15 protein-coding genes are annotated in these 18,722 nt (G+C 37.7%); 13 read left to right on the top strand and 2 right to left on the bottom strand.

What is annotated here, in order from left to right:
• Positions 1-10: 10 nt before the first annotated feature.
• From H6541_05865 to H6541_05840, 6 genes are all read left to right on the top strand, one after another.
• A complete protein-coding gene (locus H6541_05865; GenBank protein ID MCB9015305.1) occupies positions 11-811 on the top strand; it encodes a rhomboid family intramembrane serine protease in 801 nt (266 codons plus the stop codon).
• 10 nt (positions 812-821) lie between these two features.
• On the top strand, positions 822-1,757 hold the full coding sequence (locus H6541_05860; protein MCB9015304.1) for a rhomboid family intramembrane serine protease: 936 nt from the start codon (positions 822-824) through the stop codon (positions 1,755-1,757).
• Positions 1,758-1,770: 13 nt separating this feature from the next.
• On the top strand, positions 1,771-2,910 hold the full coding sequence (locus tag H6541_05855; GenBank protein ID MCB9015303.1) for an endonuclease/exonuclease/phosphatase family protein: 1,140 nt from the start codon (positions 1,771-1,773) through the stop codon (positions 2,908-2,910).
• A 1-nt stretch (position 2,911) separates the two neighbouring features.
• Positions 2,912-4,012, top strand: coding sequence for an endonuclease/exonuclease/phosphatase family protein (locus tag H6541_05850; GenBank protein ID MCB9015302.1), 1,101 nt, complete (start codon positions 2,912-2,914; stop codon positions 4,010-4,012).
• 78 nt (positions 4,013-4,090) lie between these two features.
• The gene (uvrB, locus tag H6541_05845; GenBank protein MCB9015301.1) at positions 4,091-6,121 is read left to right on the top strand and encodes an excinuclease ABC subunit UvrB; all 2,031 of its coding nucleotides are present in this window, start codon (positions 4,091-4,093) and stop codon (positions 6,119-6,121) included.
• Positions 6,122-6,161: 40 nt separating this feature from the next.
• Complete coding sequence (locus tag H6541_05840) at positions 6,162-7,202, top strand: alpha/beta hydrolase (GenBank protein ID MCB9015300.1); 1,041 nt, start codon at positions 6,162-6,164, stop codon at positions 7,200-7,202.
• A gap of 44 nt (positions 7,203-7,246) precedes the next feature.
• Here H6541_05840 and H6541_05835 read toward each other — a convergent pair whose 3' ends face one another.
• A complete protein-coding gene (locus H6541_05835; protein ID MCB9015299.1) occupies positions 7,247-7,783 on the bottom strand; it encodes a response regulator in 537 nt (178 codons plus the stop codon).
• 11 nt (positions 7,784-7,794) lie between these two features.
• Positions 7,795-8,946 (bottom strand): undecaprenyl/decaprenyl-phosphate alpha-N-acetylglucosaminyl 1-phosphate transferase, encoded by a 1,152-nt coding sequence (locus H6541_05830; protein MCB9015298.1) that lies wholly within the window; start codon positions 8,944-8,946, stop codon positions 7,795-7,797.
• 544 nt (positions 8,947-9,490) lie between these two features.
• On the opposite strand from H6541_05830, the gene H6541_05825 reads away from it, so the two are divergent.
• From H6541_05825 to H6541_05795, 7 genes are all read left to right on the top strand, one after another.
• Positions 9,491-10,654 (top strand): glycosyltransferase family 4 protein, encoded by a 1,164-nt coding sequence (locus H6541_05825; protein MCB9015297.1) that lies wholly within the window; start codon positions 9,491-9,493, stop codon positions 10,652-10,654.
• Between the two features lie 116 nt (positions 10,655-10,770).
• On the top strand, positions 10,771-12,285 hold the full coding sequence (locus tag H6541_05820) for a response regulator (protein MCB9015296.1): 1,515 nt from the start codon (positions 10,771-10,773) through the stop codon (positions 12,283-12,285).
• Between the two features lie 218 nt (positions 12,286-12,503).
• Positions 12,504-13,328, top strand: coding sequence for a polysaccharide biosynthesis/export family protein (locus H6541_05815; protein MCB9015295.1), 825 nt, complete (start codon positions 12,504-12,506; stop codon positions 13,326-13,328).
• Positions 13,329-13,336: 8 nt separating this feature from the next.
• Positions 13,337-15,709: a polysaccharide biosynthesis tyrosine autokinase gene (locus tag H6541_05810; protein ID MCB9015294.1), complete on the top strand. Its 2,373-nt coding sequence runs from the start codon at positions 13,337-13,339 to the stop codon at positions 15,707-15,709.
• Positions 15,710-15,726: 17 nt separating this feature from the next.
• On the top strand, positions 15,727-16,845 hold the full coding sequence (gmd, locus tag H6541_05805; GenBank protein ID MCB9015293.1) for a GDP-mannose 4,6-dehydratase: 1,119 nt from the start codon (positions 15,727-15,729) through the stop codon (positions 16,843-16,845).
• Complete coding sequence (locus tag H6541_05800; GenBank protein MCB9015292.1) at positions 16,838-17,806, top strand: GDP-L-fucose synthase; 969 nt, start codon at positions 16,838-16,840, stop codon at positions 17,804-17,806. The genes gmd and H6541_05800 overlap by 8 nt, the downstream gene beginning before the upstream one ends.
• 20 nt (positions 17,807-17,826) lie before the next feature.
• A complete protein-coding gene (locus H6541_05795; GenBank protein ID MCB9015291.1) occupies positions 17,827-18,708 on the top strand; it encodes an ABC transporter permease in 882 nt (293 codons plus the stop codon).
• The last annotated feature ends 14 nt before the right edge of the window (positions 18,709-18,722 follow it).

Here is an 18,722-nt window from a genome sequence, read left to right as displayed (position 1 = left end):
GGGATTTAATATGCTCCCGCCAGTAGTTAAGAACCTCCTTATCATCAATGGGCTCGTATTTCTTGCTCAGATTACACTGGAACAAGTATTTCAGATTGATTTGGTTGATTATCTGGGAATGCATTATTTCGGCTCTTCAAAATTTAACCCCGGACAATTGGTTACTTATATGTTTCTGCATGGCGGGTTCTCACATATTTTCTTTAACATGTTTGCACTCTGGATGTTCGGGTATACGCTTGAAAATGTTTGGGGCGGCAAACGCTTTCTGACCTACTACCTGGTGACAGGAATTGGTGCGGCTTTGGTTCACATGTTTGTTTTATGGATTGGCATTTCAGGCATGCAGGCCGATGCTGCAGCTGTTATGCAATCACCCGATCCTGCTGCATTTACCGCCTTTATTGACGGTAATTTCCCGGGGTTCAAATCACAGCTTTACGATTTCATCAGTGCCTGGAGTCAAAACCCGGGTAGTCCGGAATATGTAAATCAGGCCTCAAAATATATGGACGACCTGATTAACCTGAAAATGGACGTTCCGACAGTAGGTGCATCGGGCGCAGTCTTTGGCATTTTGCTTGCTTTTGGAATGATGTTCCCAAATTCGCTGATTTATCTCTATTTCTTCTTCCCGATTAAAGCAAAATGGTTTGTAATTTTGTATGGAGCAGCAGAAATTTATTTTGGATTTGCCAATAATCAGGGTGACAATGTGGCACATTTTGCACACCTCGGGGGGATGATTTTTGGATTTTTCTTAATCCGATACTGGAACAGGAAGCTTCACCGTTATAATAATTGGGATTAATCTCTGTCAGATGTTTCAACAGGTATCACTCATTGAGAGAATAAAGATTTTCTTCAGCAGGAAGGAGACATTGCCTTTATTAATTCTTATTAATATCGTCATTTGGATAGCAGTGCTGCTGATTGAAAACCTGGCTTTTTTATTTTCGAGCCCCGATAGTGCAGCCCTTGGCTCCTATAAACTTCAGGTAAGCGAATGGTTATTAAATACATTTGCTGTACCTGCCAATACCCATATACTTCTATTTCGACCATGGACTTTATTTACCTATATGTTTCTGCATGAAGGTTTTATGCATATTCTGTTTAATATGCTGTGGCTTTGGTGGTTCGGTACAATATTTATCAAATATTTATCACAACGCCAACTGCTGGGAACATATATTTTTGGGGGACTTGCCGGGGCTTTCGTCTATATTGCTGCTTTTAACTTCTTTCCTGTTTTCAGCGTGGCCCGCGAAAGTTCACTTGCCCTTGGAGCTTCTGCTTCAGTACTGGCTGTTGTTGTTGCCATTGCATTTTACGTTCCCGATTATACCTTAAACCTTCTGTTTATCGGGCCTGTCAGAATAAAATATATTGCACTGTTCACCGTACTTCTTGACTTACTTATGCTTAAGTCTGGAAATGCAGGAGGCCATCTGGCACATCTTGGTGGAGCAATCTGGGGGTTTGCCTACGTTAAAATGCTTCCGGGAATAGATCCTACGCGGCTGTTTAATTTTTTGTATCAAAAGAACTTTTCTTTTAACCTCCTGAAAAGGAAAAGAAAATTCAAAGTATACAAAACTGACCGACCTCTGACAGATGATGAATATAACAGACAAAAAGTGCTGAATCAACAAAAAATTGATCATATCCTTGATAAAATATCCAAATCAGGTTATGATAGCCTGACAAAAGAGGAAAAAGCCTTACTATTTTCAAACAGCAGTCATAAAAAGTAATAAAACCGGAAATATGCCAGGCTACGAGCAAAAGAAAAAAAGCTCATCGTTTCTGACAAAGGTTCTTCTGGCATTCAACATGGCAGTGGTTATTGCCTTGTTTGCCGGATTTTTTGCCGCTTTTCTGGCTCCTGATATTCACTGGATTTTTGCCTTTGCCGGACTTGCATTTCCTTATGCTGCCATTTTAAACCTGGTGTTTATTTTAATTTGGATGATTCTGGGGAAAAAATACCTTCTTATTTCCCTGATTGCCTTATTATTATGCTGGACCAGGCTAAGTGGATATATTCAGTTTAACGGTAAAAAAACTACCAATACTGAAGAAGAAGGCTTTAAAGTACTTTCATACAATGTGAGAATTTTTGATCTCTACAACTGGAAAAAAAATAAACTTACCAACAATGCAAGCCAAATATTAAACCTGCTGGGTAGTCAGCAACCTGACATTGTATGCTTACAAGAGTACCATGCAGGGAGAAAAGGCATGGTAGATATACAGGACTCCATTAAGCAATACACAGGGCTTAAATACCATCATATTGCTTATGCAAAGTATAAAAACAAAACCAAGCCATATGGCATCGCTACTTTCAGCCGATGGCCGATTATTGCCTCAGAAACCATCAAATTTGAAAACAATACGGTAAATTCATGCATATATTCCGATATTGTGATCAAAAACGATACCGTTCGGGTTTACAATATCCACCTCGAATCTATTCAGTTTAGCAATGAGGATTACTTATATGTTTCAGAATTAACCAATCAGCCTGATAAACAAGAGCTTAACTCTGAGAATCTGTTTAAAATTATCCGGAAACTTAAAAAAGCATTTATTACCAGAGCCAATCAGGCCCGCACAGTGGCAGCATGTATTAAAAAATCGCCTTACAAGGTGGTGGTATGTGGCGACTTTAATGACACTCCCTCCTCTTACTCATACAACCAGATTTCGTCCGGGTTACTCGATGCTTTCAAACAATCAGGCAGAGGTATAGGCCAGACATATGCAGGCACTCTCCCCTCTTTCAGGATAGACTATATTTTGCATGATATGCGCTTTTCATCAACTGAATACGCACGCATCAGGGAGCGATGGTCAGATCACTATCCGGTTACAGCCCGCATTTTCAATCTTAAAGAAGATTGACATGTATCTAAAGCTTAAGAAGTTATACTTATATTCAATTAAATTATCAGGCATTATCCTTATATTGTTGCTGGTTCTTTCGTTGTGCGCTCCTTATATTAATCCTTATTATTTCTGGCCTGCAGCGCTTGCCGGTCTTGCCTTCCCTATCCTTTGGGCTGCCACGTTTGTAAATGCTCTGCTTTTAATCAAACATCGCTTTTGGCTATTGTTGATGCTTGTACCTATGATTGCTGGCCTCCCGATGATGTTGAGGCACTACAATCTGCCGTTAAAAAAATCGGAAACGGGAAGTAAAAATGAATACACAATCATTTCCTACAATGTCCATGGCTTTGCCGGCCCCGGAAATGGCAAGTCAAATTATGAAAAACAGGTTCAGGTGCATCATTTCCTGAACGATTTGGAGCCTGCTGTTGCCTGTATGCAGGAATATGCCATGAAAGACAGACGGCATGCACGTTATATTGATTTTCTGAATTCAGGATTAAATCTTTCGCACAAACACCTTTCTGATTTTGACAGAAGCTTTAAAGGGACCAGTTATACATATGTAACATCAACCAATTACCCGGTTTTGCAGGAAGGGACCATATTTACCATGGAAACTGACATATGTGGAATTTATACTGATATTCAGTTTCCGGAAGGAACGGTAAGAGTTTACAATATACATCTTCAATCGGTTAAACTTCTTGACGAAAAACAACTATTAAGACCTGATAAACAATTACCATCGAAAGAGAATATCTTTCACTATATCAGAATGACTGTTTCCAAATTGCGCACTGCTTACCGTATCCGCTCATACCAAGCCCTGGCCGTGTCTGAAAGTATCAGAAAAAGCCCCTACCCCGTTATAGTCGCAGGTGATTTTAACGATACTCCTGCCTCTTTCGCTTACCGTGTCATTATGGATGGGATGACTGATGCCGCTTATCTTCAGAACCGGGGTTTTAACCGCACTTATGCGCAAAGCCTATATCCTGTCAGAATCGATCACATCCTGATTTCAGATCAACTTATTCCAGGAAATTACAAACGATATAAGATCTGGCTTTCCGATCACTTTCCTGTGAGCGCTTCATTCAGGTTTAAATAAAACCTAATATTCACCCATTTGAATTAACTTAACCGGTGAATAACTGTTAAATTTGCAGCGTTTCACGATTATCCTGCTATGAATTTTAAACTAACCTCTGAATTTGAGCCCACAGGCGATCAACCGCAGGCCATTAAGCAACTGGTTGAAGGTCTCCGGCGTGGTGATCCTGCCCAGGTTTTGCTGGGTGTAACCGGCTCGGGTAAAACTTTCACTATTGCCAATATGATAAGCCAGGTTAACAGACCTACACTGATTCTGAGCCATAATAAAACACTGGCAGCTCAACTTTATGGTGAGTTTAAACAGTTTTTTCCTGAAAATGCTGTTGAGTATTTTGTTTCTTATTATGATTACTACCAACCCGAAGCATTTATACCCACTACCAATACCTATATTGAAAAAGATCTTTCGATCAATGACGAAATTGAAAAATTAAGGCTCAGCGCAACGTCCTCACTTCTTTCGGGCCGCCGCGATATTATTGTAGTTTCTTCGGTATCATGCATTTATGGCATTGGAAATCCTGATGATTTTGCCAACAATGTTATCAGACTTAAAAAAGGAGAAAAATATAACCGCAATAAGCTTTTATGGAGTTTTGTGGAGGGCCTTTACAGTCGGACTGAAGCTGACTTCACACGTGGCAATTTCAGAGTAAAAGGTGATACGGTTGATATTTTTCCGGCCTATGCCGATTATGCCGTTCGCTTGCTTTTCTGGGATGATGAGATTGAAGAAATTGAGTCATTCAACCCTACTGATGGCCAGATGATTGAAAAACTGGAGCAGATAAACATATATCCGGCAAATATCTTCGTTACTTCGAAGGAAAAAATGAAAAATTCATTGCAGGAAATTCAGTCTGACATGATAAAGCAGGTTGAATATTTCAATGAAAACGGAAAACAACTGGAAGCCAGAAGACTGGAAGACAGAGTTACTTATGACATTGAAATGATGCGTGAACTTGGCTATTGCTCTGGTATTGAGAACTACTCAAGGTACTTTGACGGACGTTCAACAGGTTCACGCCCATTCTGTTTACTCGATTACTTCCCTGACGATTTTATCATGGTTATTGATGAAAGCCATGTTACTGTTTCGCAGATTAGAGCCATGTACGGAGGCGACCGCTCGCGCAAAACGACATTGGTTGAATATGGATTCAGGTTGCCATCGGCCATGGATAACAGACCTCTCAAGTTTGATGAATTTGAAAGTATTACAGGCCAAACAATTTATGTGAGTGCAACTCCGGCTGATTTTGAACTTCAGAAGTCAGAAGGTATTATTGTTGAGCAGCTTATCAGGCCAACGGGCCTGGTAGATCCACCAATTGAGGTTCGTCCGAGTCTCAACCAGGTGGACGATTTGCTGGATGAAATCTCAAGAACAATGAAAGCGGGAGGCCGGACACTGGTAACAACACTTACCAAGCGGATGGCTGAAGAACTCACCAAATATCTTACAAAGGTTGATATTAACTGCCGATACATTCATTCTGATGTAGATACGATTGAGCGGGTTGAAATTCTGCGCGATTTACGACTTGGAATTTTTGATGTACTTGTGGGCGTTAACCTTTTAAGAGAAGGCCTCGATCTGCCTGAAGTTTCGTTGGTTGCCATCCTGGATGCAGATAAGGAAGGATTTCTGCGCTCTGAAAGATCGCTCACTCAAACAGCCGGAAGAGCAGCGCGAAATATCAATAGCAAAGTAATCATGTACGCCGATAAAATCACTGATTCTATGCGTAAAACCATAGAAGAAACAGACAGACGCCGCACCAGGCAACTGGCATACAATGCTGAAAATAACATTACCCCTCGCCAGATTGTAAAATCAACCACTTCTATCATCGGACAAACTGCCGTTGCTGATTCATCAACCCGGCCTGCCAAAGCCTATATTGAACAGGAAAGCACCAATCTGGCGGCTGATCCTGTCATAAAATATATGAATAAGGAACAGCTCGAAAAGGCAATTGCTCAAAGTAAAAAAGCAATGGAAAAGGCAGCCAAGGAACTTGATTTTATTGAAGCTGCCCGATTGCGCGATGAAATGTTTGCATTACAGGAAATCCTGAAATCAACTGGAACGAAATAAACCGGATATCAGCTGAAAACCATCCTAAATAGATAGCAAAATGAGAAAAAGAGTACTCAGGTTGATTGTATTTAATTTTATGCTCTTTGTTGTCATTTTTTTGTTAATTGTATTTCTTCCGCGTAATTACAATGTTCCTCATTATAGCATACGTACCGGAACCAGATACTGGTTTTTGTCAACGGGTTCAGCTATTGCCTATACACATATTCCAGCAAAAGGCCGGCAAAAACCTTATCCTGTAATTTTCCTTCAGGGCGGCCCAGGTGGCCCGGTATATAACAAAAACATTGCGCTATTAGCCCCTCTGTCAAACGATGGATTTGATTTGTATTTCTATGATCAGGTAGGTTGTGGTGCATCTGAAAGACTTGAAAATATAGATGAATATTCTGTTGAAAGGCACAAAAATGACCTTGAAGACATTGTAAAAACGCTGGGAGCTGATAAGGTTATACTTATCGGGCAATCATGGGGTGCTATGCTAGCATGTGCCTTTATTGCCGATAATCCTCACAAAGTTGAAAAAGTAATTTTTACAGGACCGGGGCCAATTCTTCCTGTCAATAACTTGCTCGAAAAAGTTAACCCACCTGATAGTCTGAAACTGAGATCCCCACAGTATACCAATCGCCAGGGAAAAGAAAAAGTCTATAACATCAGGGCAAAATTTGTAGAAGGGATGGCCAAAACATTCGGTCTGAAATTGGCCTCAAACACTGAAATGGATGCTTTCTCCACCTTATTGAACTTTGAAATGTCAAAATCAACCGTTTGTGATTCATCTGCATTGGCCAGTCAAATGGAAGCAGGCTCAGGATATTATTCCATGATCAAAACAATACAGAGTTTCAAATCGGTGCATAACATCAGGGAGAAATTAAAAAACTGTCCGATTCCAGCCCTTGTAATGCGCGGACAATGCGATGGCATAAAATGGGGTTACCAAAACGAATATACGAATCTCTTTATCCGGCATACATTTAAAGTCATACCGGATGCAGGCCATTCCATCAGCCGCGAGCAACCAGCAATCTATCTGGATAATATCAGGGAATTTTTAATGTCAGAAAATGAATGACCTTCTATTCATCCATGAACTGCAATCGAAACATGAATGGCTAATCAGCTAAAAAGATAGATAACCAATCCCAACAATGCCACAATAATGGCTCCCATGATTATCAGGCGTTTTCTGTAATTTTCAGCTTTATTTTTATGAAACTGAATTTCAGACTGATAATTTCGGATACTTAATATTGTATTAATTGTTTTTTTCAAATTGTCGAAAAAACCATCTTCTTTCAGAATATAGTCGGTCGCACCTTTCTTGAGCAAATTTACGGCAGTGCCAAGCTCATCAGCAGAAGACAAAATAATAACAGGCGTTTTACGAAGAGGATTATTTCGTTTTACAGGATCTTTAAGCTTGGCAAGAACTTCTCCTCCGTTCATTGCATCAGGCACTTCGCTGTTGAGGTAGTAATCAAGAATGACGATTGACGGGATTTCATCAGGGTGCTCAGCAATATGTTGAAGCAATAGTTCGCCTGTTTGAAAAACCATGACCATAAATCCCAGTTCATTTTCGAGGCCCTTACTGGTAGTGGATGCAAATATCGCATTGTCTTCAACCAAATAAATAAGTTCTTTTTTTTCCATTGTTTTTAGGGTTATTCTTTATCATCAAGGATATCCTCAAGAAACCTGTTTTCGGACGTAATTTTAATCTTTTCCTCACTTGCTTGTTTCCCTTTTGAAACCTCAATTAACCATCTTTTCAGATTTATACTTTCAGAAAGAACTGAAGCAAGAATAAAAAGCAATAATATTGATAATGAGGGATTTATGTTTCTTATTAAAAAGGCAAGCGCAATTATCAGAATATCTGATATGTAAAGGATAATGGCTGCTTTTTTATGATTTGCACCAGTTTCAATTAATAAGTGATGCACATGGGTTTTATCAGGTTTGAAAGGTGAGTTTTTCTTCAAAATGCGTTCGGTAAAAACTCTCAGTGTGTCATATACGGGAAGTAATAAGATACCAACCACAATAATGGTAAGGCTTCCGGAATTGAGATGTAATCCTCCTGAAAAAGCCCCCCCCTTCATAACCACAATTCCAAGCACAGCCATCAAAAACCCAACGATGAGTGACCCAGTGTCGCCCATGAAAATTTTAGCCGGGTTGAAATTGAAAATTAAGAAGCCTAAAAGAGCCCCGGCAAAAGTGAAAGCCAGTATGCTGTACATCACATTGCTCTGAAGAAGCAAAACAAAACCTAAAACAAGTGAATTGATAAATGCCAGACCTCCGGCCAAACCATCTATGCCATCTATTAAATTAAAAGCATTGGTTAACCCAACAATTAATAAAACCGAGAAGGCGTATTGCGCTAATACAGGCATACCATAAATGCCAAAAACGCCATTGAGTGAATCAATTTTAAACCCATAATAGGCTATAACCAGCGCTACAATAATTTGAATCAAAAATTTGACAGATGCTCTGAGATCCTTCAAATCATCAAAAATCCCGGTAACAAATAAAGTAATCAAGCCAAAAAACAGTATCGCGTCTGAAAATTTACCGTAAACAAACATCCAAAAAAGAAAAATGATGATTGTCCCAATAAAAAAACCAACACCGCCAAGAGTGGGAACAGGGTCCTTATGTAACTTCCGATGATCCGGATTATCAACAAGTTGATACTTTTTACTCAATTTAATAATTACCGGAATACAAAGTGCAGTAAGAATAAGCGCTACAGAAAAAGAGCCGATAATTGGAAAAAGCATCTCAACTGAAAATAAATCAGACATATGATTATGTGCTACTTAACAAATTATTTAGCCGAATATTCCCAAAAGAAAAGAAGAAATAATCCCTTACAATGAATAGCAAATATAAGACTATTTCTGCTGTTTAACATGGTTTAACAAGAATTTATCATACAAATAAATCAGCCACCAGGCCCAGTTTAGAAAAAACTCATTATGAAAAGATACATTTGATTTTTCACTCCTGAAATGACACTCCGGCCTGGCAAAAATATTTACAGTTGCAACAATAAACAGCGATTCATAGGAGGCATGCTGGCATAGTTATAAAACATGAAGTTATTTTAAAGAATCCATATTTTAATGGTTCATTATCTAAAATATAATAACCATTCTACTTATATTTTAATCGTTTATTATGTATGTAAAAAATGATTTAATTTTTCATTTATTATTAATTTCATTTTCTATTTTGTTACTATTTCTAATAGCGTCATTTATTTATATTTTTTAATGTATAATTTGCTGTTTATTATAAGGACTGAAACCAAACAGTTGTATTTTTACCTCCATAAAAAAAATAAAGATGAGCTCAGCCGGTAAGTTGAACTATAAGGTAGGATTTCTCTCCTCATTCGACCCTCTTGACAGAAAAGCACTTTCAGGTGTATCTTATAACTTCCTGAAAATGTTTCAGTCGCACTTTGAATTTGTTGAGGTGGTAGGCCCGGTCAACAACAGAAAAATCCTGAAAGGTTTTCTCAGTCGTTTCCTGAGAAAATTCCCAAGACGATACAACCTGGATCATTCTTACTTGCTTTCTTATCTTTATGCTCTTGAGTTTAATAAAAAACTGAAGGGAAAAGAATTTGATTTTATTTTTGCTCCACGGGCTTCATCAGAAATTGCCTTATTAAAAACTGATATTCCAATTATTTATCTTTCTGATGCAACATTTGACAGCCTTTACGGATATTATGAATGGTTTTCAAACTTCATGCAAATATCCATCAGAGAAGGAAACAAAATAGAGCAATTGGCTTTAAACAAGGCTGCAATATGCATATTTACCTCAGAATGGGCAGCAAATTCAGCTATCTCAAAATATCGTATTGATCCTTTAAAAATACATAGGTTGCCGTTCGGTCCCAATATGGACAATATTCCAACGCAACAACTTTCGCTGAATAACAAACAACGGGATGTTTGTAAATTACTTTTTTTAGGTGTTGAGTGGGAAAGAAAAGGCGGAGCTGTGGCATTTGACACTATGATAGAACTTAAAAAGCGCGGAATAAAAAGCAGTCTGACTGTTTGTGGCTGTATTCCGCCTGATACATATCATGACGATGATTTGACCGTAATCCCATTCCTTAACAAGAACAATCCTGAAGATTATAAAGTATTTGAATCGCTGTTACTTGAACATCATTTTCTAATTGTACCCACAAGAGCTGAATGCTTTGGCGTTGTTTTTGCTGAAGCCAGTGCATTTGGCATCCCTTCTTTAACAAGCGATACCGGAGGAACTGCTGCTTCTGTTATGAATCACAAAAACGGATTCAGATTTTCACTTCAGGCCAAGGGCTCAGATTATGCTGATAAGATTCAGGAGATATTTTCCAATTATGAGCAACAATATCTGCCATTAGTGGCTTCTACAAGAGAAACGTTTCTTCAGGAGTATGATTGGGAGAGCATCGCCAGGAAGTTTTCCGGTATAATCCTAAAACATTTTCCTAAAGAATAGACAAAGCAGCAAAATTTGCTATTTTTGCTGCGGGATAAACTATACAGTAATTTTTTTCGGGAGGATTTCATATCTTATCTGCTTTTGGAAATAAAGATCGCAGGCCTAAAAAGCAATTGGGCAACAGGCAATACTATCGATCTCTTATCGATGGCAAGCGCGATTGTTGTTTTTTGGCTGATTTTGAAGGTGATATTCTTTTATTGAACCGGAGTTTTGAAGAACTTAGCGGATACAATGAACTTGATTTAATTGAAATTTCGGTACGAGACATCTTTTTTACCTTTAAAGAAGAGCAAAATCCACTGGACAACCGACAGTTGTTTGAATTCAGTGAAAGTCTCTTTTTATTAAACGCTTCGAACTACCTCATTTCAATTAATCTGGAGTTTAAAGAAATTGAAGGACAAAAATTTTTAGGGATAGTCCATAAAATCAATACACCATCCGCAAAATCAAAACCAGCAGCCCTTCCTAATCCAACCAGCAAAGAAGCTGGTGTAAGTATTTCTGACACTAAACCAAATGCTATATCTTGGAGTATTGACCAACAACACGAAGTAAGAACAGCATTAAATGGCATCATTGGGTTTGGGTCAATCCTTAAAAAGGAAAATACCATTCAGTCTGATTTCAAGATATCAAGCTATATTGATGGAATATTAAAAAATGGAAACCGACTAAAATCAATTATCGACAATAAAGATAAATCTGAGCCAAATAACGGGGCAAGATTAAAATTCACTTACGTCGATTTAGGAGTATTATTTCAAAAATTTGAAATTCTCCTGAGCAACGAAATTCAGTTGCACGAAATTGATTTTGAGCTTAAGAAAAATTTTGACACCAAAATTTTCATTGATGAAGAGCGTCTTACCCAGATTTTATATTTTTTAATTCAAAAAGCCATCAGGTATACCCGAAACAACAAGGTTTCAGTGAATGCATTGTTGGACAATAATACGGATAAGCTTATCATTATTATTGATAACATTGGAATGGATATACCTCAAAGTATCATCAACTCCATCCGGCGTGAGAGCACTCAGAATGAATATGATTACAAGAAAGAACTTTACGAAATTGTACCTTCATTAACAGAAACACTCAATAATTTAAATCTGCTTGAAGGAAAAATATCCTTTCAAACAGGCACTCATTTTGGCGAAATTGCCACTTTAACATTTGCAATTAATCAGGCAACAACCTCAAAAGAGTTAGAAGTTTCTCTTGAAAATGAAATCAAAATCAAAAATTCCAAAATACTGGTCATTGAAGATGATAAAATTAATGCCAAAGTTTTGGATATTTTTATCAATAATTTTGCTGAAATTGTCATTGCTTATTCCGGTAATGAGGCCTTGAATCTGATTGAAATGCATTTTAATAAAGGCATTTTGTTTAATACTATTCTCATGGATATTGGCTTACCAGAGCCCTGGAATGGCATTAGTTTAAAGCGTGAGATTGAGCAAAAATGGCCCGAATACATGAATGTTCCTTTTATTGCACAAACAGCCTTTTCGGAGAGCAACTGGAACAGAAAAATTGTCGAAAACAATTTCAAAGGTACGCTCATTAAACCCATTGAAAAATTAGAAGTACTCCGATTGCTATCCAAAATACTGTAAATAAACAATTTACAATCTGCTTGTTTGTAATTAACCTGATACAGATAAAGCACGCCTTCCATTTGAAAGTTTCTTGCATTTTTCTTAAATATTTTGGTCTTGCCAAATAAGCTGTTAAATGAATAGTTTTTTGAGTAAAATCAATGAAAAGTAAAGGGTGAAGCCATTACTTTAACTGGTTTAGGACATATATTTGTATTAAAATGAATCCAATTACTATGAACAATAAAAAAGCTCTGGTGCTAAAGGCTTTAACAAAACTTTTACCGGCTTTGTGCCTTTGGGTCATTCTGTTTTCTTCGTGTATACCACAAAAGAAGATGCTGCTGATGCAATACAACAAGATAAACGACAGTGTTTTTGCAAATAATTTTGTTGATAATCCTGATATCCAAAAGGACTATAAAATTCAACCCAATGATTATTTATATGTGAATATTCTTTCTATTGAAAAGGAAATCACGGATTTTCTTCAGCCTACTACAGGACTTAACTACCTAAGCACCAACAACCAATCACTTATGGGTTATTATGTAAATGAAGAAGGCAATATTAACTTTCCCTATCTCGGAAACATTAAACTTGGCGGATTAACAATAGAGCAGGCTCATGATACGGTTAAAAGAGCAGCGTCAAGTATCCTGGGAGACAGAATAAGGATTGAAGTAAGGCTGATTAACAATACAGTAAACATTATTGGAGAGGTGAATAAAGAAGGCTTATATAACATGACAAAAAGCAAGATAACAATTCTTGAAGCCTTAACCCTTGCAGGCGGCATGACCAATTATGCAAAAAGACAAAAATTAAAAGTACTCAGAACAATAAATGGTAAAAAAGTTGTCTACCTGGTTGATGTAACCAGTGGAAAACTTATTGAAAATAATATGTTTTATGTTTTCCCCAATGATGTGGTTTATGTTGAACCCATGCGGGCAAAATCAATTGGACTTACGCCCACCTTCTCACTTTCAATCATATCATCACTTCTTACCACCACCATTACGGTTTTCCTTTTATTCAGAAATATTAATGCCAATTAAGATTCATCATGGGAAAAACAGTTAACTCAGTAAAATCAGATATTGATGTAAAGAGAATTCTGTCCAAATATGCCAAAAACTGGTACTTTTTTGCCATCTCGTTAATCATCGCCTTTCTTTTTGCCCGCGATTCCAATAGATATATTGTACCACAATATAGCTTAAAAACCAGTGTACTGATTGAAGATAAAAGCAACGCCTCTGTATTGCAGGAGAAGGGAAATATTTCAGCCGCCCCTATGTTTCTTAGCTCAAAACTAATTGACAATCAGATAGCATTGCTAAAATCATACGGGCAAATTAAGAAGATAATAGAAAAGCTTGATTTTGAAGTCTCATACTATGAGAAAGGTGAATACATCTGGAATGAGATTTACAAAAATTCCCCCTTTATCATTGAATTTGATAAAAACCATAAGCAACCCAGATACAAACGTATTAATGTCAGGTTTATCTCTTCAGGAACATTTGAATTATCCTCAGATGAAACCTCCTTATTCAATAAATCTGCTCAATACAAAACAGGTGCACTTATCGCTTCAAAAGATTATAGTTTCCGGCTTGTACTAAAAGATTCTATAAATCCATCTGAATTGGTCAACCATGACTGGAGTTTTAAAATTAATGAAATAAATGGTTTGGTTGCCGAATACATGGGCAAAACGAATGTGTATGTCGAAAATGGGCCTTCCATATTAATCATTTCAACCACCGGCACCAACAAGGAAAAAGAGAAAGACTACCTGAATCAACTCACCAGGGAATTTCTGCAAAGCAACCTTGATAAGAAAAATGAAATCCTTTCCAACATTATAACCTTTATTGAAGCTCAAATCGTACAGTTTAAGGACGAACTGAGTGTTACTGAACAACAATTGGAGGACTTCAGGAAAACTTACCAGTTTATGCAACTTGAAGAGAAAGTGGGCAGCTTACTCAAAAATCTTGATTCTGAATCAAAAGATAAGAAGAACTTCCTGATTGACCTTGAATACTATAATTACCTGTTGAATTATGTCAAAGAACGAGAAGACCTCGATGATATGGTAATGCCCTCGTCTATGGGATACAATCTTCCCATGTTTAATGAACTTTCAGGCAGACTGTCAAAAAAAATCCAGGAAAGAGACAATCTTCTTGCCAATTCAACTGATAAGAACCCATATATTCAGGTACTTAACCGTGAAATAGAGGTAATGAAGGCCTCACTGGTTGAAAGTATCACTACGGTAATCACCTCTGTAGATCAAAAAGTAAACAGTACCGATTACAGAATGTGGTCACTGAATGATGAGTTTTTAAAGCTTCCGGGAATTGAACGTGAGTATATCGCCATCATGCGGAAGTTTAAAATTATCGATAATCTTTATGATTTTTTGCTTCGCAGAAAAGCTGAAGTTGAAATTCAAAGGGCAGCTAATACTCCTGACCATGAAATTATTGATTTTGCTGGCGAGTCAGGAATTTCAAATGTTTCGAAAAATCCCAAATCAGCCTATATCAATGCCATTATCTGGGCCATTCTTCTTCCTGCCATTTTTCTTTTTCTGATTGTATTTCTAAACAACAGAGTAATGGCTGATGAAGATATTACTTCAAATACACCTGTCACATTAATTGGCTCTATTGCCAATAGTCCGTCAGATAAATCTGATGTTGTACTGCGTTCGCCCAACTCCTACTTTACTGAATTATTCAGAATTATAAGAATAAAACTTAACTTAAAACCCGAGAATCAGGAACAGGTAGTAATTATCACATCAAGTTCTGTTGAAGAAGGGAAATCGTTTTTTGCCATCAACTTTGCCTCAGTTTATGCCCTCACAGGAAAAAAAGCCCTGTTTATCGGCTTCGACTTCAGAAGTCCGAATGAGCTGGCTGATTTTAATCTGAACCCTGATACAGGCATAACTTCCTATTTGGTCAACAACTTACCCATTGAACAAGTTATTCAAAAAACCTATACTAAAAATCTCGACATTCTTTTGTCCGGGCCTATCCCGCCTAATCCTGATGAATTAATTGAATCGGATAAAACTAAAATGATGTTTGATGATTTAAGAAACAAATATGATTATATCATCATTGACACCCCTCCTATTGGCTTATTTGGCGATGCATTTCTTTTGAATAAATATTGCGATGCCACCTTATTTATTGTACGTCACAATTTTACACGTAAAAAAGAATTTGTATCTGCTATCAATGAAGCTGTTGAAAACCAGATGAACAGGTTGTCCATTGTATATAATGATGCAGACATCAGGCTCAACGAGAGAAATATCAGAATTTATGGTGAAGAAGCCCCTAAAAGATTTATCCTTTTTGAGCTTGCTTTAAATTTCAGAAGAAAAATCATTAACTTTTTAAGAAAAATATAACTTAAACCCAAGGCAGGATGAACAATAAAATTGCACTCATTACAGGAATTACCGGTCAGGATGGAGCCTATCTTTCGGAATATTTGTTAAAAAAAGGATACATTGTACATGGTATCAAAAGAAGATCATCTCTTTTCAATACCAACCGTATTGATCACCTTTATCAGGATCCTTTTGTTGATAACCAAAATTTCATTCTCCATTATGGAGATATGACCGATTCTACCAATTTGATTAGAATTGTGCAGGAAACCCAGCCTGACGAGATATACAATCTGGCCGCAATGTCGCATGTTAAGGTAAGTTTTGACACGGCCGAATATACAGCAAACGCTGATGCAATTGGTGCTCTGAGGTTGCTGGAAGCTGTCAGACTCTTAAATCTGACCGAAAAAACTAAAATTTACCAGGCATCCACTTCTGAACTCTACGGACTGGTTCAGGAGATTCCGCAAAGTGAAAAAACGCCGTTTTATCCCCGCTCCCCTTATGCTGTAGCTAAACTATATGCATACTGGATTATGGTAAATTACCGCGAAGCATATAACATGTTTGCCTGCAATGGAATATTATTCAATCACGAATCACCTATCCGTGGAGAAACATTTGTTACCCGGAAAATTACCATGGCAGTTGCAAAAATTGCCATGGGGATGCAGGATTCTCTTCATTTGGGGAATCTTTCGGCTAAACGCGACTGGGGGCATGCAAAAGATTATATCAAAGCCATGCACCTTATTTTGCAACAAGACAAACCTGATGATTACGTAATAGCAACGGGTGTTACCACCGAAGTAAGAGACTTTGTAAGGCTTGCTTTTGAAGAGGTTGGCATCGCGCTTGAGTTTAAGGGTGAAGGAATTCATGAAACAGGCATTGTAGCTTCATGCTCAAATGAAAACTATTACATCAAACCGGGAACTGTTGTCGTTAAAATAGATGAGCGTTATTTCAGACCCACAGAAGTTGAGTTACTGATTGGCGATCCTACAAAATCAAAACAAAAACTTGGGTGGGAACCAGAATATGATTTGAAGGCCTTAGTGCATGACATGATGATGTCTGACATCAAATTGATGCAGAAAGACAAATACCTGAAAGATGGTGGATACGAAATACACAGTTACTATGAATAAAACGGATAAGATACTGGTTGCAGGTGCAGCCGGCATGGTGGGCAGTTCAATAGTACGTGCTTTAATCAAACAGGGATATACCAATGTATCTGGCACTTACAGAAACAGAAAACCATCTGCCGTTTCTGATGCTGTGCGTTATATTCAGATTGATTTAATGAATCAGCACGCTGTTGAAACAATGTATAGTGAATACCAACCTGATTACGTTTTTTATGCTGCCGCTAAAGTTGGAGGCATTGTGGCCAACAATACTTACCGGGCTCAATTTCTTTACGAAAATCTGGTAATTCAGAATAACGTACTGCACAATGCCTGGCAAAGCAATGTTAAAAAGCTACTCTTCCTTGGCAGTTCCTGCATTTATCCTAAACATGCGCCTCAGCCTATTAAAGAAGAGTACCTTCTTACAGGACTTCTTGAATATACGAATGAACCCTATGCTATTGCAAAAATTGCAGGATTGAAGCTTTGTGAAAATTACAATCTGCAATATGGTACCGACTTTATTGCTGCCATGCCAACCAATCTGTATGGCCCTGAAGATAACTATGACCTTCAGAATTCACATGTACTTCCGGCTCTTATCAGAAAATTTCATGAGGCAAAAATCAGCAATAAAGACAAGGTAATTATCTGGGGCACAGGTTCTCCACTAAGAGAATTTATGCATGTGGATGATTTGGCTAACGCCTGTATTTTTCTGATGAATAACTACAGTGGAAATAAGTTTGTGAATATCGGATGGGGTCAGGATATCTCAATTAAGGATTTAGCTTTACTCATCAAAAGCATAGTGGGATTTAAAGGAGAACTTGAATTTGATGTTACCAAACCAGATGGAACCCCCAGAAAGCTTTTAGACATTTCCTATCTTAAATCGCTGGGATATTCACCATCCATTCAACTTGAAGAAGGGATAAAAAGCGCTTATGCTGACTTCCTTTCAAAAAATCAATAAAGCTCAAAATCTGAAATAATATGGCAAATACCAAAATAGCGGGTCAGACTGACACAGGAGCGAATGAATCCTGGACAATTATTTTAAAGCCCAAGCGCAGCCTGTTTGATGTTAATCTTAAGGAATTATGGCAATACCGCGACCTGATTGGCCTTTTCGTAAGAAGGGATTTTGTTTCAAAATACAAGCAAACCATTCTGGGCCCAATCTGGTTCATTATTCAGCCATTGTTAACTACCCTTATGTTTACGGTAGTTTTTGGAAACATTGCAGGAATCCCAACCGATGGAATCCCTAAAATGTTGTTCTATCTCTCAGGAATAGTCGGATGGAACTATTTTTCAACCTGCCTAAATGACACCTCACAGACTTTCATCAAGAATGCTTCAATTTTTGGAAAAGTGTATTTTCCCCGGCTTGCTATGCCTATATCTATTGTGATTTCTAATCTGGTAAGTTTTGTAATCCAATTCCTCTTTTTGCTGGCCTTTTTGTTCTATTTTATGATGAAAGGAGCTGACGTGCACCCTGGAATAACAGTATTGCTTATTCCTGTACTTGTGTTAATGATAGCCGGGATGGGGCTGGGCTTTGGGATTATTATCTCATCACTGACTACAAAATACCGCGATTTGGTTCATTTGGTTACATTCGGAGTAACCCTCTGGATGTATGCGACTCCGGTTATTTACCCCTTGTCGCAAATTCCTGAAAAATACAGGTTACTGGTGCTGGCTAACCCCATGACTCCTATCATTGAAACATTTAAAACTGCATTACTCGGAACGGGAAGTATAAGTTATGCTTATCTTCTTTATTCCTTTGGGTTTACGATTGTCTTATTGCTAATAGGCATTCTTATTTTCAATAAGGTTGAGCGAACTTTTATGGATACAGTTTAATCAGCTACTTTTCT

Source organism: Lentimicrobiaceae bacterium (assembly GCA_020636745.1).
Taxonomy (GTDB): domain Bacteria; phylum Bacteroidota; class Bacteroidia; order Bacteroidales; family Lentimicrobiaceae; genus Lentimicrobium.
The sequence above is the reverse complement of the archived record's forward strand: the minus strand, read 5'-3'. Positions and strand labels throughout refer to the sequence as shown.